This is a genomic window from Pigmentiphaga soli (assembly GCF_039541095.1).
In the GTDB taxonomy this organism is placed as follows: Bacteria; Pseudomonadota; Gammaproteobacteria; order Burkholderiales; family Burkholderiaceae_B; genus Pigmentiphaga; species Pigmentiphaga soli.
This window is the reverse complement of the sequence record NZ_BAABFO010000033.1, coordinates 25,983-52,397: the sequence shown is the minus strand read 5'-3', so window position 1 is coordinate 52,397 and position 26,415 is coordinate 25,983. Positions and strand designations below refer to the sequence as shown.

The window sequence follows — 26,415 nt, the reverse complement described above, 5'->3', positions numbered from 1 at the left end:
GCCGCCGGGGCGCGCGCGCCGGCGGCCGGCGCGGCGGCGGCAGCAGGCAAGGCCGCCGGCAGCGACGGCGGCTCGCCGAACGCCGCGCGGTAATAGCCCAGCCAGTCGATGCCGTCGACCGCGCGGCCCGCCTGCGCGGCGGCCTCGACGGCCTTGGCGGCTTCGGCAGGGCCGGCCGCATGCGCCGTCTCGGCCTCTACCGACGCTTCATGGCCCGGCACGGCAGCCGCGGCTTCGGACGCCGGCGCCTCGGCCTCGGGCGCCCGGCCCGTCATGCCGCGCAGCGCCGTGGTGTCGATCCGTTCGCCGCGGGCGGCGGCTTCCAGCGCGTCCAGCAGTTCCTGCGGCGCCGGCTCGGGCATGGCGCCGCGTTCCATCTCGGCGAACATGCGCCGCACCTCGCCGGTGGCGGCCAGGATCACGTCCATGATCTCGGGCGTGACGGCCAGCGTCTGGCCGCGCAGCAGGTCCAGCAGATTCTCGCCGCGGTGGCACAGTTCGACCAGCGGCGTCGCGTCGAGGAAGCCGGCGCCGCCCTTGACGGTATGGAAGCCCCGGAAGATCTGGTTCAGCAGGGCGGTATCGTCCGGACGCTGCTCGAGGTCGACCAGCCCGATATCGACGTCGTCGAGCAGGTCGGACGCCTCGGTCAGGAAGTCGGCAAGCAGGTCCTGCATGTCGGAAAAAGCGGACACGGGGCGGCCTCGCTCAGAAACCCAGGCTTTCGAGCAGGTCGTCGACCTGCCGCTGGTCGGCCACGACGTCGTCGCGGCCGGCCACGTCGATGACCGGGCCGTTCATCCATTCGGAATGCGTGGCGTTGCGCTTGTCGGGCGGCGTGCTTTCGATCAGCAGCTTGACCAGTTCGTCTTCGAAGCTTTGCGCCAGCTTCAGCACCTTCTGGATCACCTGCCCGGTCAGGTCGTGGAAGTCCTGCGCCATCATGATGTCGGTCAGCAGGCTCTGGGTGGCGCGCGCGTCGTCCTGCGCGCGCTGCAGGAAGACATGGGTTTCGGCGGCGATCTGGCGGAAATCGTCCACGCCGAGTTCGCGCGCGTAGAGCTTGTCCCATTTCGTGCTGAGCGCGGCGCCGTCGCGCTCGACGCGGTCCTGGATCTCCTGGCCTTTTTCCACGTTCGACAGCGCCCGCTCGGCGGCCTGGCCGGTCAGCCGGGCGATGTAGTCGAGCCGCTGGCGGGTGTCGGGCAGGGAATGCACGGCCTGCTCCACTTTCTGGTGATAGCCCAGTTCGCGCAGCGCGTCGTGCAACTGCCGGGTCAGCATGCCGATGCGCTGGTAGAACTCCGGGCCGTGCTCGTCGGCCACGGCGCCCGCCTCGGCCGCCGGCGGCTGCGCCTCGGCAGGCTCCTGCGTTTCGGGCTCGACCGCTTCAAGGCGCGCCAGGGTCTCGGACGAAATCTGGTCGAACAGCGCTTCGAGATCTTCGTTGTCGCGAGGACTGGCCATTCACGCACTCCCGTTCATTTTCTGCACGATCTTGGTGACTTTCTCTTCCAGCGTCGCCTTCGTGAAGGGCTTGACGATGTAGCCGTTGGCGCCGATCTGCGCGGCCAGGACGATGTCTTCCTTCTTGGCCTCGGCCGTGACCAGCAGCACCGGCAGCTTGCGCAGCGCGGCATCGGAGCGGATCTCGCGCAGCAGCTCGAAGCCGTTCATGTTCGGCATGTTGATATCGCTGACCACGAAATTGAACATGCCGCTACGCAGCTTGCCCAGCGCGATCTGGCCGTCCTCGGCCTCGTCGGCGTTGTTGTAGCCGAGCTCTTTGAGCAGGTTGCGGACAATGCGCCGCATCGTCGAGAAGTCGTCGACGATGAGGAACTTGAGTTCGTCAGGCTTCATTTGCTCCCTTTCGCGCCTTGATATGGGTGAGTTGGGCGCCGATCATACTTGCCAGCTCCACGGGGTGGAACTTGGCCACGTAGGCGTCCACGCCGACCTGCTGGCCGAGCTTCTTGTTGGCGACCGACGACAGGGAAGAATGCATGACCACGGGAATGCCATTGAAGCGCGGGTCGGCCTTGATGTGGCGGGTGAGCACGTAGCCGTCCATCTCGGGCATCTCGGCGTCGACCAGGATCAGGCCGAGCGCGGCCTCCAGCGGCGTCTTCTCGGCTTCGGCGCGGGCCGCGATGGCCTTGAGCTTTTCCCAGGCCTCGGCGCCGTTGTTGGCGTGCTGGTGCGGCAGGCCCATGCGGTCGAGCACCTCGATGATCTTCTTGCGCGCCAGCGTGGAGTCGTCGGCGAAGAACACGTTGGACTTCGAATCGGCGTCGACCTGCTGGATCTCGGGCGGCACCCGGTCTTCGCCGATCACGGTGGCGAGGATCTGCTCCACGTCGAGGATCGACACCAGCTTGCCGTCCGGCAGTTCGGTCAGCGCGGTCATGAAGCTGGTGTTGGCGGTGGGCATGGACTGCGGCGACTTCACGCGGTCCCACTCGATGCGGACGATGCGGTCGACGTCGGCCACCAGGAAGGCCTGGGTGTGGCTGGAGAATTCCGTGATCAGCAGCTTGGTGCGCGCCGCGTCGGACTGCAGATTGATGGTGGTGGCCAGGTCGATCACGGGCAGGATCGCGCCCCGCAGCGAAATGATGCCCTCGACCCCGCGCGGCACGTTCGGCGTGCGCGTGATGGGCAGGGTTTCGCATACTTCGCGCACCTTGAACACATTGATGCCGAACACCTCGCTGCCGCCCAGCGAAAACAGCAGCAGCTCCATCTTGTTGGACCCGGCCAGCCGCGCCTTCTCGTCCACCATGTCCATCAACCGATTGTCGCCGGCGCCCATGAACCTATCTCCTGAAAGCCGGCCTCGTGCCGGCCGCATGGCCTAGTCATCCGCCCTGGTGCCCGACTGGCGCCAGGGTTCCCCCACATCGTCCGTTTTCCCGGAAACAGCCGGTACATCGACCGCAATCCCGTCTTTCTTGAGGAATTCTTCGCTGCGCTTGTTCAACACCACGATGCTGATGCGCCGGTTTTCCGGCGCGCGCGGGTTGCTGTGGTCGAAAGGCACCGAATCGGCCAGCCCGATTACCCGCAGCGCCTTGTCGGGCGCCATCCCGGCGGCCAGCATGGCGCGCCGCGCGGCGTTGGCGCGGTCGGCCGAGAGTTCCCAGTTGCTATAGCCGGCGTCGCCGCCCGCATAAGGCGCCGAATCGGTATGGCCGGCGATGGATATCTTGTTGTCGACCCCGTTCAGCGCGCGCGCCAGTTCGCCCAGGATCTCGCGGCTGTAGTCCTTCAGCTCCGTCTTGCCGGTGTCGAACATCGGGCGGTTGCGCTCGTCGACGATCTGGATGCGCAGCCCTTCGTCGGTGAAGTCGATCAGGATCTGGTCGCTGAACGGCTTGAGCACGGCCTGGGTGAGGACCAGGCTGCGCAGCTTGGCCTGCAGGGCTTCCAGGCGCTGGCGGTCGCGTTCGTCGATCTGCGCCTGTGCCGGGTCGCCGCCCTGGGTTTCGCCGCGGCGGTGGTTCAGGCTCTGGCCTCCGGTCAGCAGCGCGACCGGATCGCCCGACACCTTGCCGGACGACAGCGTGACCTTCAGCGGCGTCTGGAAGTATTCCGAAATGCCTTTCAGGTCGGCCTCGGCGCTGGTGGTAAGCAGCCACATCAGCAGGAAGAAGGCCATCATCGCCGTCACGAAGTCGGCATAGGCGATCTTCCACATGCCGGCGTGCGCCGTCGACTTGCGGTGCTTGCGGGTCTTGCGGACGACGATCGGCGCAATGCCGTCTTTGAGCGCCATCGGCGAACCCCGTCAGCCAGCCTGGCTGCTGGTGCTGGCCGACTTGCCGCGTACGGTGTCTTCCAGTTCGGCGAACGACGGGCGCTCGGTGGAAAACAGCACCTTGCGCCCGAACTCCACCGCCAGCGCCGGCGCATAGCCGTTCAGGCTGGCCAGCAGCGCCACCTTGATGCATTCGAGCTGCTTGGCACTTTCGCTGGCTTTCTGCTCGAGCACGGAGGCCAGCGGCCCGACGATGCCGTAGGAAAGCAGGATGCCGACGAAGGTGCCCACCAGCGCGGCGCCGATCTTGGCGCCCAGCACGGCGGGAGGGTCGCCCACCGAGCTCATCACGTTGACCACGCCCATCACGGCGGCCACGATGCCGAACGCCGGCAGGCCGTCGGCCATGCGCTGGATGGCGACGGCCGGAATGCCGCTTTCCTGCAGATGGGTGTCGATCTCCTGGTCCATCAGCGCTTCCAGCTCGAGCGGATTCAGGTTGCCGCTGACCATCAGCCGCAGGTAGTCGGTCACGAACTCGACCAGGCCGCGGTCGGCCAGCAGGGCCGGATATTTCTGGAACAGCGGGCTGTTCAGGGGCTCTTCGACGTCGGCCTCGATCGCCATCAGGCCTTCGCGGCGCACCCGGTTCAGGATCTCGTACAGCAGGGCCAGCAGGTCGAGGTAGCGCTGCTTGGTGAAGCGCGAGCCTTGCAGCGTGGTCGGCACCGCGGCCAGCGTGGTGCGCACCACCTTGGCCGAATTGCCGCACACGAAGGCGCCCAGCGCCGCGCCGGCGATGATCACCAGCTCGAACGGCTGGAACAGCGCGCCCAGCGCCCCGCCGTGCATCGCATAGCCGCCCAGCACGGACGCGACCACGATGATGTAGCCAATGATGACGAGCATGCGCTCGCACTCCTGAAAAAACCTCCGCCGGGACTGATCAACGGAGCTACGTCAAGGTTTTCGGCAGCCGCCGCGGAATCTTGAGCGTGGCAAGCGGCCACCGCCGCCGGGACAGCGAGCGGCAGCCGGGCTGCCCCGTGGCCTTCAGGAACGCACCGGATCGGCGTCGGCCCGGCTCCGGGTCTTGCCCGCGCGCGACGGCATGTGGCACAGGCCGCAGACGTATTGATGTGACAATTCGAAACTGTGGGTGACGAACTCGCCGCCGCAATGGGTGCAGCGCGTCATGCCCAGCATGCCGGCATCGAAAAAACGGATCAGCCGCCAGGCGCGGGTGATCGACAGCACCTCGGGCATGCCGAAATGCCCGATCTGCTCGCGGTAAAGGCGGTATGCGCGCAGCAAGGCCTCCACCGGCAGCGTATCGCCCATCGCGCTCTGGTGGCGGTAGATGTTCATGAACAGCGAGGCGTGGATATTCGGCTGCCAGGTCATGAACCAGTCGGTGGAAAACGGCAGCATGCCCTTCGGGGGAGATTTGCCCTTGATCTCACGATACAAGCGAAGCAAGCGCTCACGCGAAAGATTGACTTCGGATTCCAGGACCTGGAGCCGCGCATCGAGACGGATCAGCTCGGAGGCGATCTCGATCTGGCGCGCTTCGGACAGGACGCTTTTAACGCGGGCCATGCGTGGTCCGGATCGGAGTAGCCATCGGGAAGGCCATCGCGTCAGCCGGCCTGCGCCGTGCGGCTGGCCATCAGGATGGCTGCGTGCATGCGCGATGGCGCGTCGTCACGCTTGGGCGACGCCAGCAGACTCCAGACGAGGGTGTCTTCGAAGCGGAACTGCGCCAGCAGCATGTTGGAAGCCGCGATCTTCAGCAGCTGGGCCGTGGTGAGCGACTCGACGATTTCGGCCACTTCGGCGGAAATGCCGAGCCGGTACATGCCTTCGGCGCGATCGACTCGCAGCATCTGCTGGGCCAGCATCAGATAGGTCAGGTTGGCGTCACGAATCTCGGCATTCAGTCTCGACATGGCGGAAGCTTCCGGCGCTTCCGGCGCGATGGCGGCGTCGGGCAGTTCGAAACTCTGATTCATCGTGATTCCTTGGAGGTCATGCTTTGTCTTTGCCACAGGCAAAGCACCCGCCCGATAGGCCGCTGAGATAACATTGCGTGCCGCAACGACACTATCGGGCTCCGCATTATCGGGAATCCCCGGTATCGGCGCACTCGGAAGCCGTCTGGTCTTCATGTTCTCCGCATTCGCTATAGACATGTAAGAAAAAAGCTGACACACTAAGTTTCATATGTTTCATCTCTAAGTGTGATGCTAAAGTCAGCGCTTACCCAAATGACCGATTACACGGCACAAGCTTCATCCGCAGATCCCATGCTGGGCGCGCTGCTCGATACCTTGCCTGCCGCGGCATGGGTCACCGACCTCTCCGGCCGCTACCGCTACGTCACGGCGGCATACGCGAAGATGGTCGGTCGCGGCATCGAACAATGCATCGGCCACACGGCCCACGAGATCCTGCCGCCATCGCTTGCCCGCGTGTACGCGCTACGCCATCAGCAACTGCTGGAAAGCCGCGGCCACCGGCGCTTCGAACAGATCTGGCCGGTCAACGGCGAACCGCGCTGGTTCGAAGTCTGTGTGCGCTGCCTGGTGGACGAGCACGGCGAGCCCATGGGCGTGGCCGGCTACGCGCAAGACATCACGCTGCACGTGGAACAGCAGGAAACCGCGCGCCGCATCCAGGCCGGCCTGGAAAAGCGCGTGGCGCAGCGTACCCGCCAGCTCAGCACCGCCAACGAAGAACTCGAGGCTTTTTCGTATTCGGTATCGCACGACCTGCGCGCCCCGTTGCACGCCATTCGCGGCTTCGCCGAGTTGCTGCGCGACAACTTCGAACCCGCCCTGGGCGGCACCGGGCGCGAATACCTGCGCCACATCATCGAAGGTACCGACCGCATGAGCGGCCTGATCACCGACCTGCTGCAGCTCGCGCGCGTCAACAGCGGCGGCCTGTCGCGCGAACGCACCGACCTCGGCGCGCTGGCGCACGACGTGCTGGCCGAACTCGCGGCGCAGGCGCCCGAACGGCGGGTGCAATGCTCGGTGGCCCCCACCCCGCCGGCCGACTGTGACCGCGGCCTGATGCGGGTGGTGCTGGCCAACCTGCTCGGCAATGCATGGAAATTCACCAGCCGCACCGAAGCCGCGCGCATCGAATTCGGCAGCTTCGAACGCGACGGCCGCCCGGTCTACTTCGTACGCGACAACGGCGCCGGCTTCGACAGCCACAACGCCGAACGCATCTTCGGCGCCTTCCAGCGCTTCCATCGCGAAGCCGACTTCCCAGGCACCGGCATCGGGCTGGCCACCGTCAAGCGCATCATCGGCCGTCATGGCGGGCAGGTGTGGGCCGAAAGCGTGCCGGGGGAAGGGGCGGCGTTCTACTTCACGCTGGATACGCTGGACTGCTGATCAGGGATTTCGGCCGAACTGCCTGTGCGTAGCCAGGCGCCGGAGCACGGCCACGGTCCCATCCAAACACGCACGCTCATTCCCTTAGGGCGGCGATCAAGTCCTCTGCGCCGGTGTAGCGTTCGGCCGAAGTGGCTTCGCACCCACATCGTGTTCACCGACGGCCCATTCGAGACTGCTTAGCGCATCGTGGGCATCGACCGCTGCGGCGAGAGCCCGCGCAAAGGCTTCGGGCACGCCATCGTCCGGACGCAGCCTCCCGGCTCTGGTGAGGCACGCAAGCCCTTCTTGGCCGGTACACCGTTCCTCCCAGAGATGTAACTCCGAATTACGAGAACAGACGCCACGCGGGCCTCCTTTCGTCGACTTTGCCGAAAACATTAGGACTTTATTTTCAGACCACCCCCTGCCCGGCGCCTAAAGTTCCAAACCCCACCCCCCGTTAACAGGCTCAACGCGGCCCAATTCGCATCCAGATTCATGCAGGGCCCGCGGCGGCGCGCCGGCGGCGGGTATTGCCGAAAGCCGGCGCACGCCAACCGGGCACGGTGCGGTGGCCCTGCCATCCGCCCATGCAGCTACGGGCCCATCCGGCCCGAAACGAAACAGACTCATCCCCCTGGGAGAAAGCCATGGCACAAGTCATCAATACCAACATCGCTTCGCTGAACGCGCAGCGCAACCTGAACGACTCGCAGAACACGGTCAACACCGCGCTGCAGCGTCTGTCCACCGGCCTGCGGATCAACAGCGCCAAGGACGACGCCGCCGGCCTGGCCATCTCCGAACGCATGTCGACCCAGATCAACGGCCTGAACCAGGCCGTGCGCAACGCCAACGACGGCATCTCGCTGGCGCAGACGGCCGAAGGCGCGCTGACCCAGATCAGCAACAACCTGCAGCGTATCCGCGAACTGGCGGTGCAGTCGCGCAACGCCACGAATACCGATGACGACCGCCTCGCGCTGCAGAAGGAAGTGGACCAACTGCGCGATGAAATCGACCGTGTTGCCAAGAACACCGATTTCAACGGCACCAAGCTGATCGACGGCTCGTTCACCAATCAGGCCTTCCAGGTCGGTGCAAACCAAGGGCAAACCATCAGCATTAGCGCGATTGCCAATGCGAACGTCGATCAGCTCGGCTCGTGGACCAGCGTGGATTCGAAAGCGTCGCTTACCGCGAAGGCTGCCGTCGGCGTTACGACGCCTGCGTCGCAAGATCCCGGCGAAGAAACGCTGTTGGGAACGGCTTTTGCCGCTCCCACCGATACTAACGGAGATGGCACTCAGTTCGACTACGCTGGCTTCAACATGGAGGTCAACGGCACCACCGTAGCCGTTGCTGCCGCAACCGGAGCCACGGCAAATGCTGCCCGTGCTGACCTGCTGTCGAAGGTCAAGGACGCTCTCGACAACGCCACCGGGATCCCCGCTCTCGACGATCTGTCAATCGACGACAGCACGCCCGGCCAACTAGATTTCTCCAACGCAGGCGGCGCGGCCATCACGATCACTGGCCTCCCCGGCGTCACTTCGCTGGAAATCGATGCCCAGACGGATACCGCCGCCAGCACGAGCTTCGCCGCCATTACCGCTGGCCAGCTCAATATCAATGGCCAGGATATTGTCTTGGGTGCCGCCACGAGCGCTTCCCAGCGTACCCAGCAACTGGTGTCGGCCATCAACAACTCGACCGGCACCACCCATGTGAAGGCCAGCGTCGACAGCGACGGCAACCTGACCCTGACCGCGGACAATGACCAGGACATCGCAATCACGACCAACCTCGCCGATCCGGCCGACCTAAAGACGGCCACCGGATTGGTGGCAGGCACGACCGACGCCGGCGACGCAAATGTGTTCACCGACGCGGACATCGACTTCGAGTCGTATGTGGCGGGCGAGGACCAGAGTGGCTTCAAGAATCTCGACATCACGACCGTCACCGGCTCCGACAACGCCATCCTTGCCATGGACGCCGCGCTGAAGTCCGTGAACGAGTCTCGCGCCGACCTGGGCGCCATCCAGAACCGCTTCGCGTCGGTCGTGTCGAGCCTGCAGACCACGTCCGAAAACCTGACGGCCTCGCGCAGCCGGATCCTGGATGCCGACTTCGCCGCCGAAACGGCCAATCTGACCCGCGGCCAGATCCTGCAGCAGGCGGGTACCGCGATGCTGGCCCAGGCCAATTCGCTGCCCAACAACGTGCTGACGCTGCTGCGCGGCTGATGCACGCGCCGCGGTCGCGGCGCGCCGGGCACGTCAGCCCGACTTCGCGATCCGGCGAACCGGCCGGCAGGCAGCCGAACCGGCCGCCTGCCGGCTGCAGCAGGTCGCCAAGGCCCGCGACAGCGACACCGGGCCTGCCGCAATTGCGAGCGCTTATTCCGGAAAATCCCCCGCGCAGCGAAGCAAGCACTCAAGTTGCGGCGCGGCGCGCCGTTATGGCATGCTGAAACGGTCGCTGCACCGCGGTGCGCCGTCCGATCTCGCAAGGAGCGTCCATGAGCATCGCCATCACCGCCCACCCGGTCGACCCGCGTCTCACCGCGTCCGCCGCAGCGTCGGCGGCGCAGCCCGCGTCGGCCACCTCGGCGCCTTCCGCCGCGCCTGACCCGTCGCTGCCCTCCACCGCGCAAATCCCGCAGGTGGGCGAACTGCAAGAGGCGGTCGACAGTTTCAACAGCTTCGTCCCGCTGGCGGCGCACAACATCACTTTTGCCATCGATGACGACAGCGGGCAGGTCGTGGTCAAGGTCATGGACGGCGACACCAACACCGTGATCCGCCAGATCCCGTCCGAGGAAGCGCTGCAGCTCAGCCGTTCCCTGGACAAACTCGAGGGCCTGCTGCTCAAGAGCAGCGCCTAGCAGTACGAACGGCAACAAGGAAAGGAGTCCATCGTGGCCAGTGTCGGAGGAGCCCTCGGCGTCGGTTCAGGTCTCGACCTGACGACCCTGCTCAACAACCTGATGGCGGCCGAACAGCAGCCGCTCACCAAGCTGCAGGCCCAGGAAGCCAGCGTCCAGACCCAGGTGTCGGCCTATGGGCAATTGAGCAGCGCGCTGTCGTCGCTGCGCGATTCGGTCAAGAACCTCACGCCCGACAGCTTCAATTCCACCGCCTCGTCGAGCAGCGACAAGAGCATCGCCACCGTGACCACGCAGAACGGCGCGGCCACCGGCGGCTTTTCGCTCGAGGTGACGAAGCTGGCGCAGGCGGAAAAAACCGTCAGCCGCACGCTGGCGGCCGATACGAAAGTCGCGGCGGGCACGCTGCGCGTCACGCTGGGCACGGTGTCGGACGGCGAATTCCAGCCGAGCGATAACGGCGAACCGATAGACATCGTCATCGACCCGGGCAAGAACTCGCTTGACGACGTGCGCGACGCCATCAATGCCGCGCAGGCCGGCGTCACCGCCACCGTCGTCAACGACGACTCCGGCGCGCGGCTGATGCTGTCGAGCAGCAAGACCGGCGCCGGCGCCGCGTTCCGCATCGAAGGCACCAGCGACGCCGGCGGCGCCGGCGAACCCTTGTCGACGTTCAACTACGACCCGGCCGCCGCCGTCGATTACGACGCCGACTCCCCGGCCGCCTTCACCACCCGCCTGCAGGCCGCGGGCGACGCCGTCTTCAAGATCGACGGCCTGCGGCTCACCTCGCCCACCAACACGGTCGACGGCGCCGTCACCGGCGTCAAGCTGACGCTGGTCAAGGCCGGCACCACGCAGATCAGCATCACGCAGGACACCAGCGGCACCAAGAAGGCGCTGCAAGGCCTGGTCGACGCCTACAACAGCTTCCTGAAAACCGCCAACCAGCTGTCGCTGAACAACCCCAGCGCCACCAAGGGCGAAGCCAGCACCGGCAACGGGCCGCTGGCCGGCGACAGCCTGGTGCGCGACGTCATGACGCGGCTGCGCAACGGCATCCTCGACCCGGTTTCCGGCGTCGACGCCGAATACACCACCCTGTCGTCGCTGGGCATATCGTTCCAGAGCGACGGCACGCTCACGCTCGACAGCGCCCAGCTGGACAAGGCCCTGGCGCGCGACCCGTCCGCCGCGGCCCGCCTGTTCGGCACCGGCGACGACGGCACGCCCACCGGCGTGGGCGCCCGGCTGGTGGCGCAGATCGGCGGCTTCGTGGATGACGACGGCGCGATCGACGCGCGGGTCGACGGTCTGGGGCTGACCACCAAGTCGCTGCAGAAGCAGGAAGAGGAACTCAACGACCGGCTCACGCAGATCGAAGCGCAATACCGGCAGCAATTCACCTCGCTCGACTCGCTGCTCACCAACCTGAACAACACCGGCAATTTCCTGACCCAGCAGCTCGACGCGCTGGCGCAGTTGCGCGGCTAGCAACGCCGCGGCCGGCCGCCGCGGCGGGCCCGATTTGATGCCCCTTTAACCCCGATATTCCGCTTTAGACTCGCGCCCCGCAGCCGTTAAAAAGGAGGCATGAAGCAGCGATGACCGCAGTCAATCGGGACGGCGGTATCCGACAGGAGAACCAAGGTGTCAGGATTCGCAACATTCGGTGCACGCGCGTACGCCAGCGTCGGCGTCGAAACCGGCGTCTCTTCCTCGACCCCGCACGGGCTGGTGCTGATGCTCTACGACGGCGCGCTCGAATCGCTGCGCCTGGCGCGCGGCTGCCTCCAGGCCGGCGATCCGATAGGCAAGACCCGAGCCGTGTCGCGCGCCACCCGCATCATCGACGAAGGGCTGCGCTGCAGCCTCGACTTCAAGGCCGGCGGCGACCTCGCCGGCCAGCTCGATTCGCTGTACGACTACATGTGCCGCCGCACGCTGCACGCCGGCATCGAGAACGACGCCGCCGCGCTGGAAGAGGTCATCGGCCTGCTCGACGGACTGCGCGGCGCCTGGGCCAGCATCGCGCCCGCGGCCCAGGTGGCGGCCTGACGTGCTACTGCAGGAACGTACCATGCCCGCCCCCCAGGCCACGGCGTCCGACCGCCCTCCCCCCGGACTCCATCCCGAACCGGCCGCCTTCGATCCGTCCTCCGCCGCCGGCGCCTCGCTGCGTGAAATCTACACGCAGTTCGCGCAGATCAGCAGCGCGATGCTGGAAGCCGCGCGGCGCGGCGACTGGAACGACGTCACGCTGCGCGAACGCGCCTGCGCGCAGCTGATCGAGATCCTGCGCAACCGCGAACCGCTGCGGCCTTCCGACGAAGCCGAACGCCAGGCCTGCATGCAGCTGCTGCGCAAGGTACTGGCCGACGACGCCGCCATCCGCGACCTGGCCGAACCCTGGCTGCGGGAGCTCGACCAGATCCTGCACCCCGGCCGGCGCCGCCTGCCCGTCCACACGTTCAGATAGCGCCTTTGCGGGCACCGGCGGCCCGCCGCGCTTTCCGGAGATTCCTGTGGTTACCGACACCCGCCAGACCCGCGCCGTTTCCGGCGTCACGCCGGTACAGAGCTGGGAACGCTACCGCGAAGACGCGCGCGAGGCGATCCTGGCCCGGCTGGTGCATGGCGGCGGCACGCGGGTCGACGCCAGCGGGCAGCGGCAGCCGGCGCCGCAGCCGGCCGGCCTGGTGCGCGCCACGGTGCTGCAGGCCAATACCGAATCCGAAGCGCTGGTCGACATCGCCGGCCATTCCTATCTGGTCAACACGCGCCAGGCGCTCACGCCCGGCGCCAGCGTGATCCTGCGCCTGCTGGACGACCGCAGCTTCTTCGGCGTGGACGATCCTCGCCGCCCTGCCGCCCGGCCGTCCACCCCGGCCGGCGACCCCACGGCGGACGAAGCCGCCGGGGCCGGGGAAGGCGCCGACGCGCACGAAGCCGGCGCGGCGCGCGCCACGCGCGGCGTCGTGCCCACCGTCATGCCGGCGCTTGCCGAGCTGCGCATGGAAAGCGGCAGCCTCGACGTGCGCCTGAGCGGCGCCGCGCGGCTGCTGTTCGCACTCACGGCCCAGGCCTCGGGTTCGGCCCGCATGGTGCCGCTGGCGCCGCTCGATACCGCCGACCTGGACGACACCAGCCGCCTGGCGCAGCGGCTGCAGAACGCGGTCGAGCAGTCCGGCCTGTTCTACGAATCCCATCTGCAGGAATGGCGCGAGGGCCGGCGCTCGCTCGACGCCTTGCGGGCCGAGCCGCAGGCGGCGCTGTCGCCCGGCCCCGGCCCGCATCCCGAAGCCGCCAGTTCCGAACCAGCCGACACCACGCCGGCCACGCCCGAACAGAATGCCGCCCGCGGCCTGCAGGCAGCGCTGGGCGCCATTCCCGACGACGTGCGCCCGCTGGTGCAGGACCAGATCGCGCTGCTGGAAAGCAGCCGCCTGGCCCTGCAGGGCGCCTGGGACGGCCGCCCGTTCACGATCGAGGTGGAGCCCGACGCCAGCCAGGCGCGCGACGACATCCCGCTGTCGTGGCGGATACGCCTGCGGCTAGATACACCCAACCTGGGCAAGCTGGAGGTCGACATCGCGCTGCGCGGTACCGAAGCGCAGGTCAACCTGAAACCCGACTCGCGCGGCGCCCGCGGCGCCTCGCTGCGCGAAATCCGGGCGCAGCTGGCCGACGCCACGCCCGAACTGCAACAAGCCTTGGACGCCCGCGGCCTGCGCATGACCGGCTTCGGCGTCGCCGCCCAGCCCCGCCAGGCGGGCGCCCGATCATGAGCTCCCCCTTTCCCCTCCCCGCCGCCGACACCGAGCCGGACGACCCCAAGCGCAGCCTGGCCGTGGCGCTGCGCTACGAAAAAGAACGCCGCACCCCCGTGGTGGTGGCCAAGGGCTCCGGCCTGATCGCGGAAGAAATCCTGCGCCGCGCGCAGGAGGCCGGCGTGTTCGTGCACAGCTCGCACGAACTGGTCGACCTGCTGATGAAAGTGGACCTGGACGCCCGCATCCCGCCGGCGCTATACGCCGCCGTGGCCGAAGTGCTGGCCTGGGTCTACAGACAGGACGCGCGGGTAGCGCAACGCCTGCCCCCGCCTGGCAGCCCGTCCCTCGGCTGACTGGACTGCGCCGCCCCAAGACACCCCATCCGGGATGCCGCGGATCCGGCTTTGCCGGTCCGCCAGCATCGCCCCTGGGGGACGCGCGAAGCGCGTAGGGGGGGCCTCATACCGGCATGTTCATGATGTCGGTGTAAGCCGACACCACGCGATTGCGGGCCTGGGCCAGCATCTGGAACGACAGGCTGGCCTGGTTCATCGCGATCATGGTCTGTTCCAGCCCGACTTCGGGCACGCCCATCTGGTAGGCCTGTTGCAGCGAGGCGGCTTCGCCCTGGGCCTGCTGCACGGATTTGACCGCGTCGCCCAGCATGTCGGCGAAGCCGGCGGCCGGCGCCGAGGCGCCGGGGGCGGCATGGGGCTGGGCCAGCATGCGGGCCGCGCGGGCCATGCCGGGCGCGTCGGCGGCGAGCGGCTGCAGTGCGTCTGGGATGCGTTCCATGCTGGGCCCCGGCGGAAATGGACGCCCTATGATACGGGCGCCCCCCTGCCCACAGTGCGCGAAGTACAGGGGCTTTCCCCCCCTATTCGACCCATGGCCGCCACGGCCCCCACCGAATAATAAAGGCGACGTTCAGCATTGGGTCGCCGCCGCGCCCATTTTCATCCGCACCCGAGCGACGCCCCCCTTTCATGGCAGACGATACTCCGCCCCAGGCTGCCCCCACCGCCCGTCGCGGCAGCATGCTGCACGACGCGTTCGGGCGGCTGAGCACCCGCCATCGCCTGGCATTGATGATCGGCATTCCGCTGCTGGCCGCCGTCCTGGTGGCCACGCTGCTGTGGATGCGCGATCCCGACTACCGCGTGCTGTTCAGCGGCCTGGCCGACCAGGACGGCGGCACCATCGTGGCCGCGCTCGAACAGCAGCACGTGCCGTACCGGCTCACCGAAGGCGGCAGCGCCATCCTGGTGCCGGCCGACCGCGTCCACGAGATCCGGCTGCGGCTGGCCTCGCAAGGGCTGCCCCGCTCGGGCAACGTCGGCTTCGAGCTGATGGACAACAGCCGCATGGGCCTGACCCAGTTCCAGGAACAGGTCAACTACCAGCGCGCGCTCGAGGGCGAGCTGGCCCGGTCGATCCAGAGCCTGGGCGCCGTCAAGGCGGCGCGCGTGCACCTGGCGATCCCCAAGCCCAGCATCTTCATCCGCGAACAGAACCGCCCCACCGCGTCGGTGCTGGTGCAAACCTACCCCGGCCGCACGCTCGACCGCGGCCAGGTGGCCGGCATCGTGCACCTGGTGTCGTCGTCGGTGCCCGACCTGACGCCGGCCAACGTCAGCGTGGTCGACCAGACGGGCGGCCTCCTGTCGTCGGGCGACGGCCCCGCCGGGCTCGACGCCTCCCAGCTCGAATACCTGCGCTCGCTCGAGCAGCAGTACGTGCGCCGCATCTCCGACCTCCTGGCGCCGGTGGTGGGCGCGCAGAACCTGCGGGCCCAGGTCGCCATCGACCTGGACTTCAGCCGGCAGGAACAGACCGACGAAATCTACAAGCCCAACGACCCGGCCGGCGCCGCGGTGCGCAGCCGCCAGACCTCCGAAGCCACCGAACCCGGCACCGGCCAGGGCGGCGTGCCGGGTTCGCTGTCGAACACGCCGCCCGGCACGGCCACCGCCCCGTTCACCGGCAACGCCGCCACCAATCCCGCGGTTGGCGCCGCCACCGCGGCAACGGCCGGCCAGAGCGTGCGTCGCGCCGGCACCACCAACTACGAAGTCGACAAGACGGTGCGCTACATGAGCCAGCCGCTCGGCCGGATCCGGCGGCTGTCGGCGGCGGTGGTCGTCAACTACCGCACCGCCACCGTCAACGGCGCCCAGGTGCCGGTGCCGGTCGGCGCCGACGAACTGGCCCAGATCCGCTCGCTGGTAAGCGAGGCGGTCGGCTTCGACGACGCGCGCCGCGACTCGATCTCCGTCATCAGCGTGCCGTTCAACGACGCCGTCGTCGAAACCCCGCCCGAGCCGCCGTTCTGGCAGAAGCCGCAATTCGTCGCGATGGCCCGCGAAACCGGCATCGCACTGGTCATCGCGCTGGCCGTGCTGTACCTGATCATCGGCGTCATCCGGCCCGCCATCCGCCAGCTGACCGCGCCGCCGCCTCCGCCGCCCGCGCCCGCGCCGCCGCCGGTGTTCGCGCAGAAGCCGGACGAGCCGCCGGGCAGCGTCCCGCCCGAAGACGCGCTGGACCGCGTACGCCGCTTCGCGCGCGAGAATCCGCAGGTGGTCGCCACCGTGCTGCGCCAGTGGGTCAACGACGCCCAAACCGACGCCAAGCCGTCCTGAGCCATGCTGACGCCTCCTTTCACCACCGAACAAGGCGTGACCGACGGCGCCATCCTGCTGCTGTCGCTGGGCGAAGAAGAAGCCGCGCAAGTGCTCAAGTACCTGTCGCCGCGCGACGTGCAGCGGCTGGGCACGGCGATGGCCGGCATGCAGGGCGTCGGCCGCGACGCGATGGAATCGGTGCTCGCCCGCTTCCAGACCGACATTTCCAGCCATACCGGGCTGGGCGCCGACGCCGACAGCTATCTGCGCGCCGTGCTGACCAAGGCGCTGGGCACCGACAAGGCCGGCTTCCTGCTCGACCGCATCCTGCAGTCGGGCGACACCTCCGGCATCGAAAGCCTGAAGTGGATGGACGCCTCCGGCGTGGCCGAGCTGATCCGGCACGAACATCCGCAGATCATCGCGTCGATCCTGGTCCACCTGGAGGCCGACCAGGCCGCCGGGGTGCTGAACCTGCTGCCCGATCGCGTCCGCGCCGACGTCATGCTACGCATCGCCACCCTCGACGGCATCCAGCCGGCGGCGCTGCGCGAACTGAACGACGTGCTGCTCAAGGCCCTGTCGGGCAACGACCAGATCAAGCGGCGCAAGCTGGGCGGCATCAAGACCGCCGCCGACATCCTGAACTACGTGGGCACCACGTCGGAAACCCAGATCCTGGCCTCGGTGCGCCAGGTCGACGGCGACCTCGCGCAGCGCATCATCGACGAGATGTTCACCTTCGACAACCTGCTGGAGGCCGACGACCGCGGCCTGCAGCTGCTGTTGCGCGAAATCACGCCCGACTCGCTGGTGCTGGCGCTCAAGGGCGCCAGTTCGGAGCTGCGGGCCAAGGTGTTCCGCTGCATGCCGACCCGCGCCGCGCAGCAGCTGCGCGAAGACCTGGAAACGCGCGGCCCGGCCCGCATTTCCGAGGTCGAGGCGCAACAGAAGGAAATCCTGAAGGTCGCGCGCCGACTGGTGGAATCGGGCGACCTGGCGATCGGCGGCATGGGGGAAGACCAATATGTCTGACTCGCCGCGCCGCATCGTGCCGGCCGATCAGGCGCGGCACCTGCCCACCTGGACCTTGCCGCCGTTCGCCGAAGGCCACGCGCCGGGCGCGCGCCGCCGGCCGCTGACGGAAGCCGAGCACAAGGAAGCGGAATTGCAAGCGGCGCCGCCGGCCGAGGAAGTGCCGCCGGCGCCGCCCCCGCCGGCGGTCGACCCGCGCGAGGTCGAGCGGATCAAGGGCGCGGCCTTCGACGAAGGCTATGCGGCGGGCTACGACCAGGGCAGCGCGGCGGCGCGCAAGGAGGCCGGCCGCCTGCGTGCGCTGGCCGACGCCAGCGCGTCGGTGTTCGACGATTTCGAGAACCGGCTGGCGCCCCGGCTGCTGGACCTGGCGATCGCGATCGCGCGCCAGGTCGTGCGCCGCGAGCTCGGCTGCGACCGCACGGCGGTGCTGGCGGCGGTACGCGACGGCTTCGCGCAACTGACGGGCGGCGAGACCGGCCGCCGGCTGGCGCTGAACCCGGCCGACGTGCAACTGGTCACCGCCCACCTGGGCGACGAACTGGCGCTGGGCCAATGGCGGATCGTGGAAGACGAGCGGATCGAACCGGGCGGCTGCCGCATCGCCACCCGGCAGTCGGAAATCGACGCCACGCTGGCCACCCGCTGGCAGCGGACGCTGGCCGCGCTGGGCGCGGGCGACCAGGCCGAAGACGGCGCGACGGCATCGGCCACGGTCGGCGGCGGCACGGCCGCCTCGGCCGCAGCCGGCCACGCCGACACGCCGCACCCGGCCAACGGCACCGCCCCGCGCGGCACGGAGCCGTGCCATGGCTGACGCCTGCGGCCGCCTCGCCGACTACCTGGCCGGCTGCGCCGCCCGCGTGCGCGGCGCCGCGCCGCTGGGCGTGAGCGGCCGCCTGACGCGGGTGGCCGGGCTGGTCATGGAAGCGGTCGGCATGAAGCTGCCGGTGGGCAGCACCTGCCTGATCATGCAGGGCGGCACGGTGGCGGCCGAGGCCGAAGTGGTGGGCTTCAACGACGAACGCCTGTTCCTGATGCCCTCCACCGAAGTGCACGGCCTGACCGCCGGCGCCACCGTGATGCCACTGGAGCCGCCGCGCCGCCGCCCGCGCTACCGCGACCCGTCCGGCATCGATTTCTTCCCGGCCGAGGAAACCACCAAGCATCTGCCAGTGGGCGAGGCGCTGCTGGGCCGCGTGCTCGACGGCGCCGGCCGGCCGCTGGATGGCCTGGGCGCGCTGGCGCCCGCCGAGCGCGCGCCGCTGGCGGCGCGGCCGGTCAACCCGATCGAGCGCCAGCCGATCGAACGCCCGCTCGACGTGGGCGTGCGCGCCATCAACGCCATGCTGACGGTAGGCCGCGGCCAACGCATGGGCCTGTTCGCCGGCTCCGGCGTCGGCAAAAGCGTGCTGCTGGGCATGATGGCCCGCTACACCGAGGCCGACGTCACGGTGGTGGGCCTGATCGGCGAACGCGGCCGCGAGGTCAAGGAATTCATCGACCAGATCCTCGGTCCCGAGGGCCTGGCGCGCTCCGTGGTGGTGGCCGCCCCGGCCGATTCGGCGCCGCTGATGCGGCTGCAAGGCGCGGCCTACGCCACCGTGCTGGCCGAGCACTTCCGCGACCGCGGCCGCAACGTGCTGCTGATCATGGATTCGCTCACCCGCTACGCGATGGCGCAGCGCGAGATCGCGCTGGCCATCGGCGAACCGCCCGCCACCAAGGGCTATCCGCCGTCGGTGTTCGCCCGCCTGCCGGCGCTGGTGGAGCGGGCCGGCAACGGCACCCGCGGCAAGGGCTCGATCACGGCCTTCTACACCGTGCTGACCGAAGGCGACGACCAGCAGGACCCGATCGCCGACTCGGCGCGCGCCATCCTCGACGGCCACATCGTGCTGAACCGCGCGCTGGCCGACGCCGGCCACTACCCCGCGATCGACATCGAGCAATCGATCTCGCGCGCAATGCACAACATCACCGACCCGGCGCAGCAGCGCGGCGCCCGCACCGTCAAGAAACTGTTCTCGCGCTACCAGCGCTCGCGCGACCTGATCCAGGTGGGCGCCTACGTGCCGGGCACCGACCCCGAACTGGACCGCGCCATCGCCGCCCACGAGGGCATCTCGCAATTCCTGCAACAGGACATGCACGCGCGCGCCGCGATGGACGACAGCCGCGCGCAATTGGCCGACCTCGCCGCCCGCTACGGCGGCCTGCACTAGATAGCCCGGACACGACGCCATGGCAGACTCGGCAACCCTGCACTCCCTGATCGAACTGGCCGACGCCCGCAAGCAGAAGGCCGGCCAGGCCTTCGCCCAGGCCGCCGCGGCGCACGCCCAGGCGCGCGAACGGCTGGTGCTGATCCAGAACTACCGCAGCGAATACGAGACCCGGCTGCGCGAACAGGCGGGCACCGGCATCGACGGCACGCGGGTGGTCAACTACGCGCGCTTCATCCAGCAATTGTCGGATGCCCTGGAACAGCAGCAGCGCGAGGTCGAGCGCTGCGCCCGGCACCTGCAGGCCATGCGCGAAGACTTCTTCGCCGAAGAGCGCAAGCTCAAGTCATTCGAAATCCTGGCCGAGCGCGAACAGCAGCGCGTGGCCGGCGCCGAAGCCCGGCGCGTCCAGAAACAGATCGATGAGTTCGCGAACCGCAAGAGCTTCGGTTCGCCGACGGGATTCATGCCATGACAGCCACGCCCATTCTGCCCGCGGCCCCGGCCGCGTCCACGCCCGCCTCCGCACCGGCAAACGCCCGTGGCGCCGATGCCAGCGGCGGGCCGAGTTTCGACGACGCGCTGAAAAACGCCGGCCAGCCGCCCGCGGCCCATGACCGCAGCGGCGCGCCCGATGGCCAGAAGGCCGGCGCCGGGCATGCCGATGCCGCCGACGGCGCCGATGGCGCCAAGAAGGCCGGCGATACGGACAAAGCCGACGCCGCCACGGCCGAAGATGCCGCGGCCGACGCCTCCTCCATGCCCTGGCTGGACCAGTGGGCCGCCTACGCCACGCCCACAACGGCAGCCGATGCCGCGCAGAACACCGATGGCGCCAGCGCCGGGACGGTTGACGACGCCAGCGCCGTGACCGACGCCCTGGCCGGCGGCGCATCGCGCCGCGGGGCCGGCAATGCGCCGCCGGCGGCGGCCGGCGCGCTGCAGCTCGACGACCAGGCGGCGGGCAACCGCCCCGGCGCCGATCCGGCCGGCTCCGGCCGCGTCGATGCGGCGGCCGACGGCGCGGGAGCCGGCGCCAGGAATGGCGCCGACCTGGCGCCCGCCTCGTTCGCCGATGTCCTGCGCCGCGACGACGGCCCGGCCGGCGCGGCGGCACACGCGGCCGCCTCGACCCCGGACGCGCTGGCGGCGGCCGGCGCCCTGCCGCCCGCGGCCGAATCCGCCGCGCGCGCGCCGGCCCCCGCCACCGTGCCGGGCCCGGCCGCCACGCTGCACGGCCCCGCGCTGCAAGCGCGGCTGGACGACGCGCTGCGCTGGATGGCCGGCAACGGCGTGCAGCACGCGCAGATCCGGGTCGAACCCGACGCGCTGGGGCCGATCACCGTCCATCTGCGCATCGAAGGCGACGTCGCCAACGTGGCCTTCACCAGCGCCCACGAAACCACGCGTCACGCGCTGGAAGCGTCGCTTCCGGGCCTGCGCGACGCGCTGGCCGCCGGCGGCCTGAGCCTGGGCCAGGCCAGCGTCGGCGCCGAACGCCACCCGCAGGGCTCGGCGGCCGATTCGTCGGCCGACCGCCAGGCGGGCCAGCGGCAACCCGACGACGCCGACGCGCAACGCGCCGGCATCGTCTCCGGCACGTCGGCGGCGCCTCCGGTCGCGCGGCCTGCCGCGCAGCGGGGCGGCGGCCTGCTGAGCCTCTATGCCTGACGACCCGGCGCCGATTATCCGCCGCTTTCCCCGGCTGTTCGCGCCTTCGGCCGAGCCGCCGTCGCTGATAATCGGGCGTGGGGATTCACTTTCTTCAAATTCCGTACCGGAGACGCATTACATGGCTCAGGCCAACGAGCGCGCCCAGCGCAGACGCCTAAGAACACCGTTTATTGTCCTGGGCGCACTACTGCTGCTGATCGCCATCGCCGCGGCCGCGGCCTATATGTTGATCCGCAATTCCCAGCTGGCCATCCTGGACGGCTACGGCAAGCCGGCCGCCGGCATGGCCGCCGACGGCGCGCCATCGATGGCCGGCACGGCGGGCTCGCTCGGCGGCGCCGACAGCGCGTCCGCCGAAGCCGGCGATCCCGCCACCCACACCTTCGTGACGCTCGACATCTTCACCGTCAACCTGGCCGACCGCGACCGCGAACGCTTCGCCCAGGTGGGCGTGGTGATCGAACTCAGCGACAAGGCCCTCAAGGCGTTCAAACCCATCACGCCGGTGGTGCGCAGCGACATCCTGCTGCTGCTCAGCTCCAAGTCGGCCGCCGAGCTGCTGACGCTGGAAGGCAAGCAGAAGATCCTGCGGGAAATCGTGGCCATCACCCGCAAGTACATCGCGCCCGAACGGCGCAATGAAGTCTATGGCGCCCATTTCGCCAGTTTCGTCATTCAATAGCCCGGTGCCGGCTGTCGCCGGCGCAACGGCCCCATCCCTCGCTACGACAACGCGGAGCATCGGACATGGCGGGTGAATTCCTTTCCCAGGACGAAGTTGACGCCCTGCTGCGGGGCGTCACCGGCGAGCAGGAAGAACGGCCCGACGACCAGGAGCCCAAGGGCGGCATCCGCCCCTACAACCTGGCCAAGCAGGAGCGCATCGTCCGCGGCCGCATGCCGTCGCTGGAAATCATCCACGAACGCTTCGGCCGCCTGCTGCGCGCGGGCCTGTTCAACTTCATGCGGCGCAACCCGGAAGTCTCGGCCGGCCCGGTGCGGCTGGTGAAATACAGCGAATTCCTGCGCAACATCGTGGTGCCCACCAACCTGAACATCGTGTCGCTGAAGCCGCTGCGCGGCAACGCGCTGTTCATCTTCGAGCCGCGCCTGGTGTTCGCGGTGATCGACAACCTGTTCGGCGGCGACGGCCGCTACCACACCCGCGTCGAAGGCCGCGACTTCACCATGACCGAGCAGCGCATCATCCAGCGCATGCTGGGCGTGGTGCTCGACGACTACGCCCGCGCCTGGGCCGCCGTGTATCCGATGCAGTTCGAGTACCAGCGCGCCGAGATGCACACGCAGTTCGCCAACATCGCCACGCCGTCGGAAATCGTCGTGTGCGCGACGTTCTCGATCGAGTTCGGCTCGTCCGGCGGCGACCTGCACATCTGCTTCCCGTATGCGTCGGTGGAGCCGATCCGCGACGTGCTGTACAGCCCCGTGCAAGGCGACCAGATGGAGCCCGACAAACGCTGGCTGCGCATGCTGTCCAAGCAGATCCAGCTGGCCGACGTGGAGATGGTGGTCAACCTGGCCGAAACCGAACTGCTGATGCGCGACCTGCTCAACATGCAGGTAGGCGACGTGATCCCGCTCGACATCGCGCCCACCGTGCCGGCCTATGTGGACGGCGTTCCTATCTTCGACTGCAAGGTCGGCGTCAGCAACGGCCAGTACGCGGTGCGCATCGGCAAGGTGCTGGCCACCCTGCAATCGGAAAACAACCTCGGAGATGATCATGGCAACTGACCCGCAGGCCCCCGCGGGCGCCGACGAAGACTGGGCGGCCGCCATGGCCGAGCAGCAGCAGGCGGCCCGCCCGGCCGACGAACTGTTCGAAGAGTTCTCCAAGCCGGGCCCCACTACCCAGACGGCGAACGACATCGAAATCATCATGGACATCCCGGTGACGCTCACCGTGGAACTGGGCCGCACCCGCATCCCGATCAAGCAGATCCTGCAGCTGGCTCAGGGCTCGGTGGTGGAGCTGGACGGCCTGGCGGGCGAGCCGATGGACGTGATGGTCAACGGCTGCCTGATCGCGCAGGGCGAAGTGGTGGTGGTCAACGACAAGTTCGGCATCCGCCTGACCGACATCGTCACGCCGTCGGAACGGCTGCGCAAGCTCAACCGCTGATCGCCGTGGCCCCCACCGCTTCCTACCTGCAGACCGTGCTCGCGCTGGCCGCCGTGCTGGCGCTGATCGGCGTACTGGCCTGGCTGGCGCGGCGCATGCGGCTGCCGCATGCCGGCGGCGCCAGCCCCTTGGCGCTGCGCGGGCAATTGATGGTCGGCCCGCGCGAACGCGTGGTGCTGGTCGAGGTGGGCGAACACTGGATCGTGGCCGGCGTGGCGCAGGGCAGCGTGCAACCGCTGGCGGTGCTGCCGCGGCAGGAACAGCCTGTCGCGCCGGCACCGGCCGGCAATGCCATGGATTTCGGCACGCTGCTGGCGCGGCTGCGGCCCGGCGGCGCGAACGACAACGCTCCCCGATGAAACGCAGTTCCCTTTCCACCGCCGCCCGCGCGGCCGCCCTGCTCGCCCTTTTCCTGCTGCCCGCCGGCCTCGCGCTGGCCCAGCAATCGGTGCTGCCGGCACTCACCAGCCGCCCCGGCGCCGACGGCAGCACCACCTGGTCGCTGTCGCTGCAGACCCTGGTGGTGCTGACCGCGCTCAGCTTCCTGCCGGCGGTGCTGCTGATGATGACCGGCTTCACCCGCATCATCATCGTGCTGTCGCTGCTGCGCAGCGCGCTGGGCCTGCAAAGCTCGCCGCCCAACCAGGTGCTGATCGGCCTGGCGCTGTTCATGACCTTCTTCATCATGGCGCCCACCTTCGACCGCATCTACGCCGACGCCTACCAGCCGCTGGACCGCAACGAGATCGACTTCCCGCAGGCGCTGGACCGCGCGCAGGCGCCGCTCAAGGCCTTCATGCTCAAGCAGACGCGCGAGACCGACCTCGCGCTGTTCGTGCGGCTGGCCCGCATCGGGCCGGTGTCCGAGGCGGCGCAGCTGCCGCTGCGGGTGGTGGTGCCGGCCTTCGTCACCAGCGAGCTGAAAACCGCGTTCCAGATCGGCTTCATGGTGTTTCTGCCCTTTCTGGTCATCGACATGGTGGTTTCCAGCGTGCTGATGTCGATGGGCATGATGATGCTGTCGCCGGTGCTGATTTCCTTGCCGTTCAAGCTGATGCTGTTCGTGCTGGCCGACGGCTGGAACCTGCTGATCGGCAGCCTGGTGGCCAGCTTCGGCTCCTGACCCATCCCTTTCCCGTACGCGCATGAACGATACCGCAGGCATTCTCACCCTGGCCCAGCAGGCCGTGCAGGTCGCGCTGTACCTGGCCGCCCCGCTGCTGCTGGCCGCGCTGGCCGTCGGCCTGGTGGTCAGCGTGCTGCAGGCCGCCACCCAGATCAACGAAATGACGCTGTCGTTCGTGCCCAAGCTGCTGGCGATCTTCGCCGCCGCGCTGATCGCCGGCCCGTGGATGCTGTCGATCGCCACCGACTACATCCGGCGCGTGCTGACCAACATTCCCTTCATGCTGGGCTAGCGGCCCGGCCATGGTCAGCTTCACCGACGCCCAGGTCTACGCCGCGCTGGCGTCCTGGCTGTGGCCTTTCGTGCGCGTGCTGGCGCTGATCCAGACCGCGCCGTTCTTCGGCCACCGCGCGGTGCCGCAGCGCGCCAAGGTGGGGCTGGCGCTGCTGATATCGGGACTGCTGGCGCCCGCGGCGGCGGCGCCGCCGGTCGACGCCTTCTCGGCCACAGGACTGCTGTTGCTGCTGCAGCAGATCATCGTAGGCGCCTCGCTCGGCTTCGGGCTGCGCGCCGTGTTCTCGGCCTTCGAACTGGCCGGCGACCTGATCGGCATGCAGATGGGGCTGGGCTTCGCCTCCTTCCTCGACCCGCAGCGCGGCCAGCCGTCGCCGCTGCTGGCCACCTTCCTGATGCTGCTCGCGCTGCTGGTCTTCATATCCACCGACGGCCACCTCGTGCTGTTGATGACGCTGGGCGAGAGCTTCGAGGTGATCCCGATCGCGCCGGCGCCGCTGCAAGGCCTGGACTGGATGCGGCTGGCCGGGCTGGGCGCGATCGTGTTCTCCGCCGGGCTGCAGATCGCGCTGCCGGTGGCGGCGGCGGTGCTGTCCCTGAACGTCGCGCTCGGCTTCGTCTCGCGCAGCGCGCCGCAGCTCAATGTGTTCAACCTCGGCTTCGCGATCACGCTGCTGGCCGGCATGCTGCTGCTGTGGATGACGCTGGGGGTGCTGGCCGGGCCGGTGGAGCGGGTGGTGGGCATTCCGGTGCCTTATTTCAAGGCGTCGGTGGTGCGGTAGAGCTGGTGCGATGGGGCTTGCCGGCGGGCGGCTCCATCCTTACAATTTATAGGAAAGTAAGGAGACAGGCATGTCGGAATCCACGCTTACGGCCAAAGGCCAGACCACGGTTCCCGCTTCCGTGCGGGAAGCGCTCGGGGCTGCGCCCGGAACGCGCCTGGTGTGGCATGTTGCGCCCGACGGCAGCATCCTGGTACGGGCCAAGACGAAATCCATACTCGATCTGGCCGGCACGCTCACGCCCCCCGCCGGCCGGCATGTTCCGGTGGAAGAAATGAATGCCTGGCGCCGCTGATGGCGGCGCTCGACACCAACGTGCTCGTGCGCTATCTGGTACGGGACGACCCGCGGCAGGAACAGCGGGCCCGCACGCTGATCGGGCGGTGCGTGGCCGCCGGGGAAAGCCTGTTCGTGCCCATCACGGTGGCGCTTGAATTGGAGTGGGTGCTGCGTTCGAGATTCGGTTTTCAGAAAGGCGACATCGCCGCGACGTTCTCGGCGCTGTTGTCGACGTCCGAATTGCAATTCGAATCCGAAACCGGCCTTGAAATCGCGCTCGCTTACTTCAAGGACGGTACGGCCGATTTTTCCGACTGCATGCATATCGCCCTTGCGGGAATGTCCGGGCACGGCCCGTTCTGGACTTTCGACAGGGCTGCCTCCAGGCTCGATGGCGCGAAGCTGATCGGCTGATCCG

General features: G+C 68.6%; 32 protein-coding genes. 23 read left to right on the top strand and 9 right to left on the bottom strand.

Annotated features, from left to right (window positions below; translation table 11 throughout):
* From ABD927_RS22530 to flhD, 8 genes are all read right to left on the bottom strand, one after another.
* The coding region (locus tag ABD927_RS22530; protein WP_345252134.1) for an Hpt domain-containing protein at window positions 1-695 on the bottom strand (695 nt) is incomplete at its 3' end.
* 13 nt (window positions 696-708) lie between these two features.
* Window positions 709-1,467, bottom strand: a complete 759-nt coding sequence (gene cheZ, locus ABD927_RS22525; protein WP_345252133.1) for a protein phosphatase CheZ — start codon at window positions 1,465-1,467, stop codon at window positions 709-711.
* On the bottom strand, window positions 1,468-1,863 hold the full coding sequence (gene cheY / locus ABD927_RS22520; protein ID WP_345252132.1) for a chemotaxis response regulator CheY: 396 nt from the start codon (window positions 1,861-1,863) through the stop codon (window positions 1,468-1,470).
* Window positions 1,853-2,815, bottom strand: a complete 963-nt coding sequence (locus ABD927_RS22515) for a chemotaxis protein (RefSeq protein WP_345252131.1) — start codon at window positions 2,813-2,815, stop codon at window positions 1,853-1,855. The genes cheY and ABD927_RS22515 overlap by 11 nt, the downstream gene beginning before the upstream one ends.
* Window positions 2,816-2,857: 42 nt before the next feature.
* Window positions 2,858-3,778 carry a flagellar motor protein MotB gene (motB, locus tag ABD927_RS22510; RefSeq protein WP_345252130.1) on the bottom strand — a complete coding sequence of 307 codons (921 nt, stop codon included), beginning with the start codon at window positions 3,776-3,778 and terminating at the stop codon, window positions 2,858-2,860.
* A gap of 12 nt (window positions 3,779-3,790) precedes the next feature.
* Complete coding sequence (gene motA, locus ABD927_RS22505; protein WP_345252129.1) at window positions 3,791-4,669, bottom strand: flagellar motor stator protein MotA; 879 nt, start codon at window positions 4,667-4,669, stop codon at window positions 3,791-3,793.
* Between the two features lie 144 nt (window positions 4,670-4,813).
* Window positions 4,814-5,359 carry a flagellar transcriptional regulator FlhC gene (gene flhC / locus ABD927_RS22500; protein WP_345252128.1) on the bottom strand — a complete coding sequence of 182 codons (546 nt, stop codon included), beginning with the start codon at window positions 5,357-5,359 and terminating at the stop codon, window positions 4,814-4,816.
* A gap of 41 nt (window positions 5,360-5,400) precedes the next feature.
* On the bottom strand, window positions 5,401-5,709 hold the full coding sequence (flhD, locus tag ABD927_RS22495; protein ID WP_425570343.1) for a flagellar transcriptional regulator FlhD: 309 nt from the start codon (window positions 5,707-5,709) through the stop codon (window positions 5,401-5,403).
* A 357-nt stretch (window positions 5,710-6,066) separates the two neighbouring features.
* Between flhD and ABD927_RS22490 the strand changes: the two genes are divergently transcribed.
* From ABD927_RS22490 to ABD927_RS22455, 8 genes are all read left to right on the top strand, one after another.
* On the top strand, window positions 6,067-7,167 hold the full coding sequence (locus ABD927_RS22490) for a sensor histidine kinase (protein WP_345252126.1): 1,101 nt from the start codon (window positions 6,067-6,069) through the stop codon (window positions 7,165-7,167).
* A 632-nt stretch (window positions 7,168-7,799) separates the two neighbouring features.
* Window positions 7,800-9,398 (top strand): flagellin, encoded by a 1,599-nt coding sequence (locus ABD927_RS22485; RefSeq protein WP_345252125.1) that lies wholly within the window; start codon window positions 7,800-7,802, stop codon window positions 9,396-9,398.
* Window positions 9,399-9,673: 275 nt separating this feature from the next.
* The gene (locus tag ABD927_RS22480) at window positions 9,674-10,039 is read left to right on the top strand and encodes a flagellar protein FlaG (RefSeq protein WP_345252124.1); all 366 of its coding nucleotides are present in this window, start codon (window positions 9,674-9,676) and stop codon (window positions 10,037-10,039) included.
* A 33-nt stretch (window positions 10,040-10,072) separates the two neighbouring features.
* A complete protein-coding gene (gene fliD, locus ABD927_RS22475) occupies window positions 10,073-11,536 on the top strand; it encodes a flagellar filament capping protein FliD (RefSeq protein WP_345252123.1) in 1,464 nt (487 codons plus the stop codon).
* Window positions 11,537-11,692: 156 nt separating this feature from the next.
* Complete coding sequence (gene fliS / locus ABD927_RS22470) at window positions 11,693-12,100, top strand: flagellar export chaperone FliS (RefSeq protein ID WP_345252122.1); 408 nt, start codon at window positions 11,693-11,695, stop codon at window positions 12,098-12,100.
* Between the two features lie 22 nt (window positions 12,101-12,122).
* Complete coding sequence (locus tag ABD927_RS22465; RefSeq protein WP_345252121.1) at window positions 12,123-12,521, top strand: flagellar protein FliT; 399 nt, start codon at window positions 12,123-12,125, stop codon at window positions 12,519-12,521.
* Between the two features lie 46 nt (window positions 12,522-12,567).
* The gene (gene fliK, locus ABD927_RS22460; protein WP_345252120.1) at window positions 12,568-13,830 is read left to right on the top strand and encodes a flagellar hook-length control protein FliK; all 1,263 of its coding nucleotides are present in this window, start codon (window positions 12,568-12,570) and stop codon (window positions 13,828-13,830) included.
* Window positions 13,827-14,168, top strand: a complete 342-nt coding sequence (locus ABD927_RS22455) for an EscU/YscU/HrcU family type III secretion system export apparatus switch protein (protein ID WP_345252119.1) — start codon at window positions 13,827-13,829, stop codon at window positions 14,166-14,168. Before fliK ends, ABD927_RS22455 begins: the two co-directional genes overlap by 4 nt.
* A gap of 106 nt (window positions 14,169-14,274) precedes the next feature.
* Here the strand turns inward: ABD927_RS22455 and fliE are convergent, their stop codons facing one another.
* The gene (gene fliE, locus ABD927_RS22450; protein ID WP_345252118.1) at window positions 14,275-14,610 is read right to left on the bottom strand and encodes a flagellar hook-basal body complex protein FliE; all 336 of its coding nucleotides are present in this window, start codon (window positions 14,608-14,610) and stop codon (window positions 14,275-14,277) included.
* A 191-nt stretch (window positions 14,611-14,801) separates the two neighbouring features.
* Between fliE and fliF the strand changes: the two genes are divergently transcribed.
* The 15 genes from fliF (at window position 14,802) to ABD927_RS22375 (ending at window position 26,411) form a co-directional block, all read left to right on the top strand.
* On the top strand, window positions 14,802-16,457 hold the full coding sequence (gene fliF, locus ABD927_RS22445; RefSeq protein WP_345252117.1) for a flagellar basal-body MS-ring/collar protein FliF: 1,656 nt from the start codon (window positions 14,802-14,804) through the stop codon (window positions 16,455-16,457).
* 3 nt (window positions 16,458-16,460) lie between these two features.
* The gene (gene fliG / locus ABD927_RS22440; protein WP_345252116.1) at window positions 16,461-17,474 is read left to right on the top strand and encodes a flagellar motor switch protein FliG; all 1,014 of its coding nucleotides are present in this window, start codon (window positions 16,461-16,463) and stop codon (window positions 17,472-17,474) included.
* On the top strand, window positions 17,467-18,291 hold the full coding sequence (locus tag ABD927_RS22435; RefSeq protein ID WP_345252115.1) for a flagellar assembly protein FliH: 825 nt from the start codon (window positions 17,467-17,469) through the stop codon (window positions 18,289-18,291). Before fliG ends, ABD927_RS22435 begins: the two co-directional genes overlap by 8 nt.
* Window positions 18,284-19,699, top strand: a complete 1,416-nt coding sequence (gene fliI, locus ABD927_RS22430; RefSeq protein WP_345252114.1) for a flagellar protein export ATPase FliI — start codon at window positions 18,284-18,286, stop codon at window positions 19,697-19,699. Before ABD927_RS22435 ends, fliI begins: the two co-directional genes overlap by 8 nt.
* A gap of 19 nt (window positions 19,700-19,718) precedes the next feature.
* On the top strand, window positions 19,719-20,174 hold the full coding sequence (gene fliJ / locus ABD927_RS22425) for a flagellar export protein FliJ (protein ID WP_345252113.1): 456 nt from the start codon (window positions 19,719-19,721) through the stop codon (window positions 20,172-20,174).
* Entirely contained in the window at window positions 20,171-21,370 is a 1,200-nt protein-coding gene (locus tag ABD927_RS22420; protein ID WP_345252112.1) for a flagellar hook-length control protein FliK, read from the top strand. The genes fliJ and ABD927_RS22420 overlap by 4 nt, the downstream gene beginning before the upstream one ends.
* Before the next feature lie 121 nt (window positions 21,371-21,491).
* On the top strand, window positions 21,492-22,055 hold the full coding sequence (locus ABD927_RS22415; protein ID WP_345252111.1) for a flagellar basal body-associated FliL family protein: 564 nt from the start codon (window positions 21,492-21,494) through the stop codon (window positions 22,053-22,055).
* A 65-nt stretch (window positions 22,056-22,120) separates the two neighbouring features.
* Window positions 22,121-23,128 (top strand): flagellar motor switch protein FliM, encoded by a 1,008-nt coding sequence (gene fliM, locus ABD927_RS22410; RefSeq protein ID WP_345252110.1) that lies wholly within the window; start codon window positions 22,121-22,123, stop codon window positions 23,126-23,128.
* Complete coding sequence (fliN, locus tag ABD927_RS22405; protein ID WP_345252109.1) at window positions 23,118-23,516, top strand: flagellar motor switch protein FliN; 399 nt, start codon at window positions 23,118-23,120, stop codon at window positions 23,514-23,516. The genes fliM and fliN overlap by 11 nt, the downstream gene beginning before the upstream one ends.
* 5 nt (window positions 23,517-23,521) lie before the next feature.
* Entirely contained in the window at window positions 23,522-23,875 is a 354-nt protein-coding gene (gene fliO, locus ABD927_RS22400) for a flagellar biosynthetic protein FliO (RefSeq protein WP_345252108.1), read from the top strand.
* The gene (gene fliP / locus ABD927_RS22395; protein ID WP_345252107.1) at window positions 23,872-24,639 is read left to right on the top strand and encodes a flagellar type III secretion system pore protein FliP; all 768 of its coding nucleotides are present in this window, start codon (window positions 23,872-23,874) and stop codon (window positions 24,637-24,639) included. The genes fliO and fliP overlap by 4 nt, the downstream gene beginning before the upstream one ends.
* Before the next feature lie 22 nt (window positions 24,640-24,661).
* Entirely contained in the window at window positions 24,662-24,934 is a 273-nt protein-coding gene (gene fliQ, locus ABD927_RS22390; protein ID WP_345252106.1) for a flagellar biosynthesis protein FliQ, read from the top strand.
* A gap of 10 nt (window positions 24,935-24,944) precedes the next feature.
* A complete protein-coding gene (gene fliR / locus ABD927_RS22385) occupies window positions 24,945-25,718 on the top strand; it encodes a flagellar biosynthetic protein FliR (RefSeq protein ID WP_345252105.1) in 774 nt (257 codons plus the stop codon).
* 70 nt (window positions 25,719-25,788) lie between these two features.
* On the top strand, window positions 25,789-26,013 hold the full coding sequence (locus tag ABD927_RS22380; RefSeq protein WP_345252104.1) for an AbrB/MazE/SpoVT family DNA-binding domain-containing protein: 225 nt from the start codon (window positions 25,789-25,791) through the stop codon (window positions 26,011-26,013).
* A complete protein-coding gene (locus ABD927_RS22375; RefSeq protein WP_345252103.1) occupies window positions 26,013-26,411 on the top strand; it encodes a type II toxin-antitoxin system VapC family toxin in 399 nt (132 codons plus the stop codon). Before ABD927_RS22380 ends, ABD927_RS22375 begins: the two co-directional genes overlap by 1 nt.
* The last annotated feature ends 4 nt before the right edge of the window (window positions 26,412-26,415 follow it).

What these genes read in the sequence shown, in the direction of transcription:
- cheZ (WP_345252133.1), bottom strand. Translation starts at nt 1,467, where the DNA reads ATGGCCAGTCCTCGCGACAACGAAGATCTCGAAGCGCTGTTCGACCAG.
- cheY (WP_345252132.1), bottom strand. Translation starts at nt 1,863, where the DNA reads ATGAAGCCTGACGAACTCAAGTTCCTCATCGTCGACGACTTCTCGACG.
- ABD927_RS22515 (WP_345252131.1), bottom strand. Translation starts at nt 2,815, where the DNA reads ATGGGCGCCGGCGACAATCGGTTGATGGACATGGTGGACGAGAAGGCG.
- motB (WP_345252130.1), bottom strand. Translation starts at nt 3,778, where the DNA reads ATGGCGCTCAAAGACGGCATTGCGCCGATCGTCGTCCGCAAGACCCGC.
- motA (WP_345252129.1), bottom strand. Translation starts at nt 4,669, where the DNA reads ATGCTCGTCATCATTGGCTACATCATCGTGGTCGCGTCCGTGCTGGGC.
- flhC (WP_345252128.1), bottom strand. Translation starts at nt 5,359, where the DNA reads ATGGCCCGCGTTAAAAGCGTCCTGTCCGAAGCGCGCCAGATCGAGATC.
- flhD (WP_425570343.1), bottom strand. Translation starts at nt 5,709, where the DNA reads ATGTCGAGACTGAATGCCGAGATTCGTGACGCCAACCTGACCTATCTG.
- ABD927_RS22490 (WP_345252126.1), top strand. Translation starts at nt 6,067, where the DNA reads ATGCTGGGCGCGCTGCTCGATACCTTGCCTGCCGCGGCATGGGTCACC.
- ABD927_RS22485 (WP_345252125.1), top strand. Translation starts at nt 7,800, where the DNA reads ATGGCACAAGTCATCAATACCAACATCGCTTCGCTGAACGCGCAGCGC.
- ABD927_RS22480 (WP_345252124.1), top strand. Translation starts at nt 9,674, where the DNA reads ATGAGCATCGCCATCACCGCCCACCCGGTCGACCCGCGTCTCACCGCG.
- ABD927_RS22465 (WP_345252121.1), top strand. Translation starts at nt 12,123, where the DNA reads ATGCCCGCCCCCCAGGCCACGGCGTCCGACCGCCCTCCCCCCGGACTC.
- ABD927_RS22455 (WP_345252119.1), top strand. Translation starts at nt 13,827, where the DNA reads ATGAGCTCCCCCTTTCCCCTCCCCGCCGCCGACACCGAGCCGGACGAC.
- fliE (WP_345252118.1), bottom strand. Translation starts at nt 14,610, where the DNA reads ATGGAACGCATCCCAGACGCACTGCAGCCGCTCGCCGCCGACGCGCCC.
- fliF (WP_345252117.1), top strand. Translation starts at nt 14,802, where the DNA reads ATGGCAGACGATACTCCGCCCCAGGCTGCCCCCACCGCCCGTCGCGGC.
- fliG (WP_345252116.1), top strand. Translation starts at nt 16,461, where the DNA reads ATGCTGACGCCTCCTTTCACCACCGAACAAGGCGTGACCGACGGCGCC.
- ABD927_RS22435 (WP_345252115.1), top strand. Translation starts at nt 17,467, where the DNA reads ATGTCTGACTCGCCGCGCCGCATCGTGCCGGCCGATCAGGCGCGGCAC.
- fliI (WP_345252114.1), top strand. Translation starts at nt 18,284, where the DNA reads ATGGCTGACGCCTGCGGCCGCCTCGCCGACTACCTGGCCGGCTGCGCC.
- fliJ (WP_345252113.1), top strand. Translation starts at nt 19,719, where the DNA reads ATGGCAGACTCGGCAACCCTGCACTCCCTGATCGAACTGGCCGACGCC.
- ABD927_RS22420 (WP_345252112.1), top strand. Translation starts at nt 20,171, where the DNA reads ATGACAGCCACGCCCATTCTGCCCGCGGCCCCGGCCGCGTCCACGCCC.
- ABD927_RS22415 (WP_345252111.1), top strand. Translation starts at nt 21,492, where the DNA reads ATGGCTCAGGCCAACGAGCGCGCCCAGCGCAGACGCCTAAGAACACCG.
- fliM (WP_345252110.1), top strand. Translation starts at nt 22,121, where the DNA reads ATGGCGGGTGAATTCCTTTCCCAGGACGAAGTTGACGCCCTGCTGCGG.
- fliN (WP_345252109.1), top strand. Translation starts at nt 23,118, where the DNA reads ATGGCAACTGACCCGCAGGCCCCCGCGGGCGCCGACGAAGACTGGGCG.
- fliP (WP_345252107.1), top strand. Translation starts at nt 23,872, where the DNA reads ATGAAACGCAGTTCCCTTTCCACCGCCGCCCGCGCGGCCGCCCTGCTC.
- fliQ (WP_345252106.1), top strand. Translation starts at nt 24,662, where the DNA reads ATGAACGATACCGCAGGCATTCTCACCCTGGCCCAGCAGGCCGTGCAG.
- fliR (WP_345252105.1), top strand. Translation starts at nt 24,945, where the DNA reads ATGGTCAGCTTCACCGACGCCCAGGTCTACGCCGCGCTGGCGTCCTGG.
- ABD927_RS22380 (WP_345252104.1), top strand. Translation starts at nt 25,789, where the DNA reads ATGTCGGAATCCACGCTTACGGCCAAAGGCCAGACCACGGTTCCCGCT.
- ABD927_RS22375 (WP_345252103.1), top strand. Translation starts at nt 26,013, where the DNA reads ATGGCGGCGCTCGACACCAACGTGCTCGTGCGCTATCTGGTACGGGAC.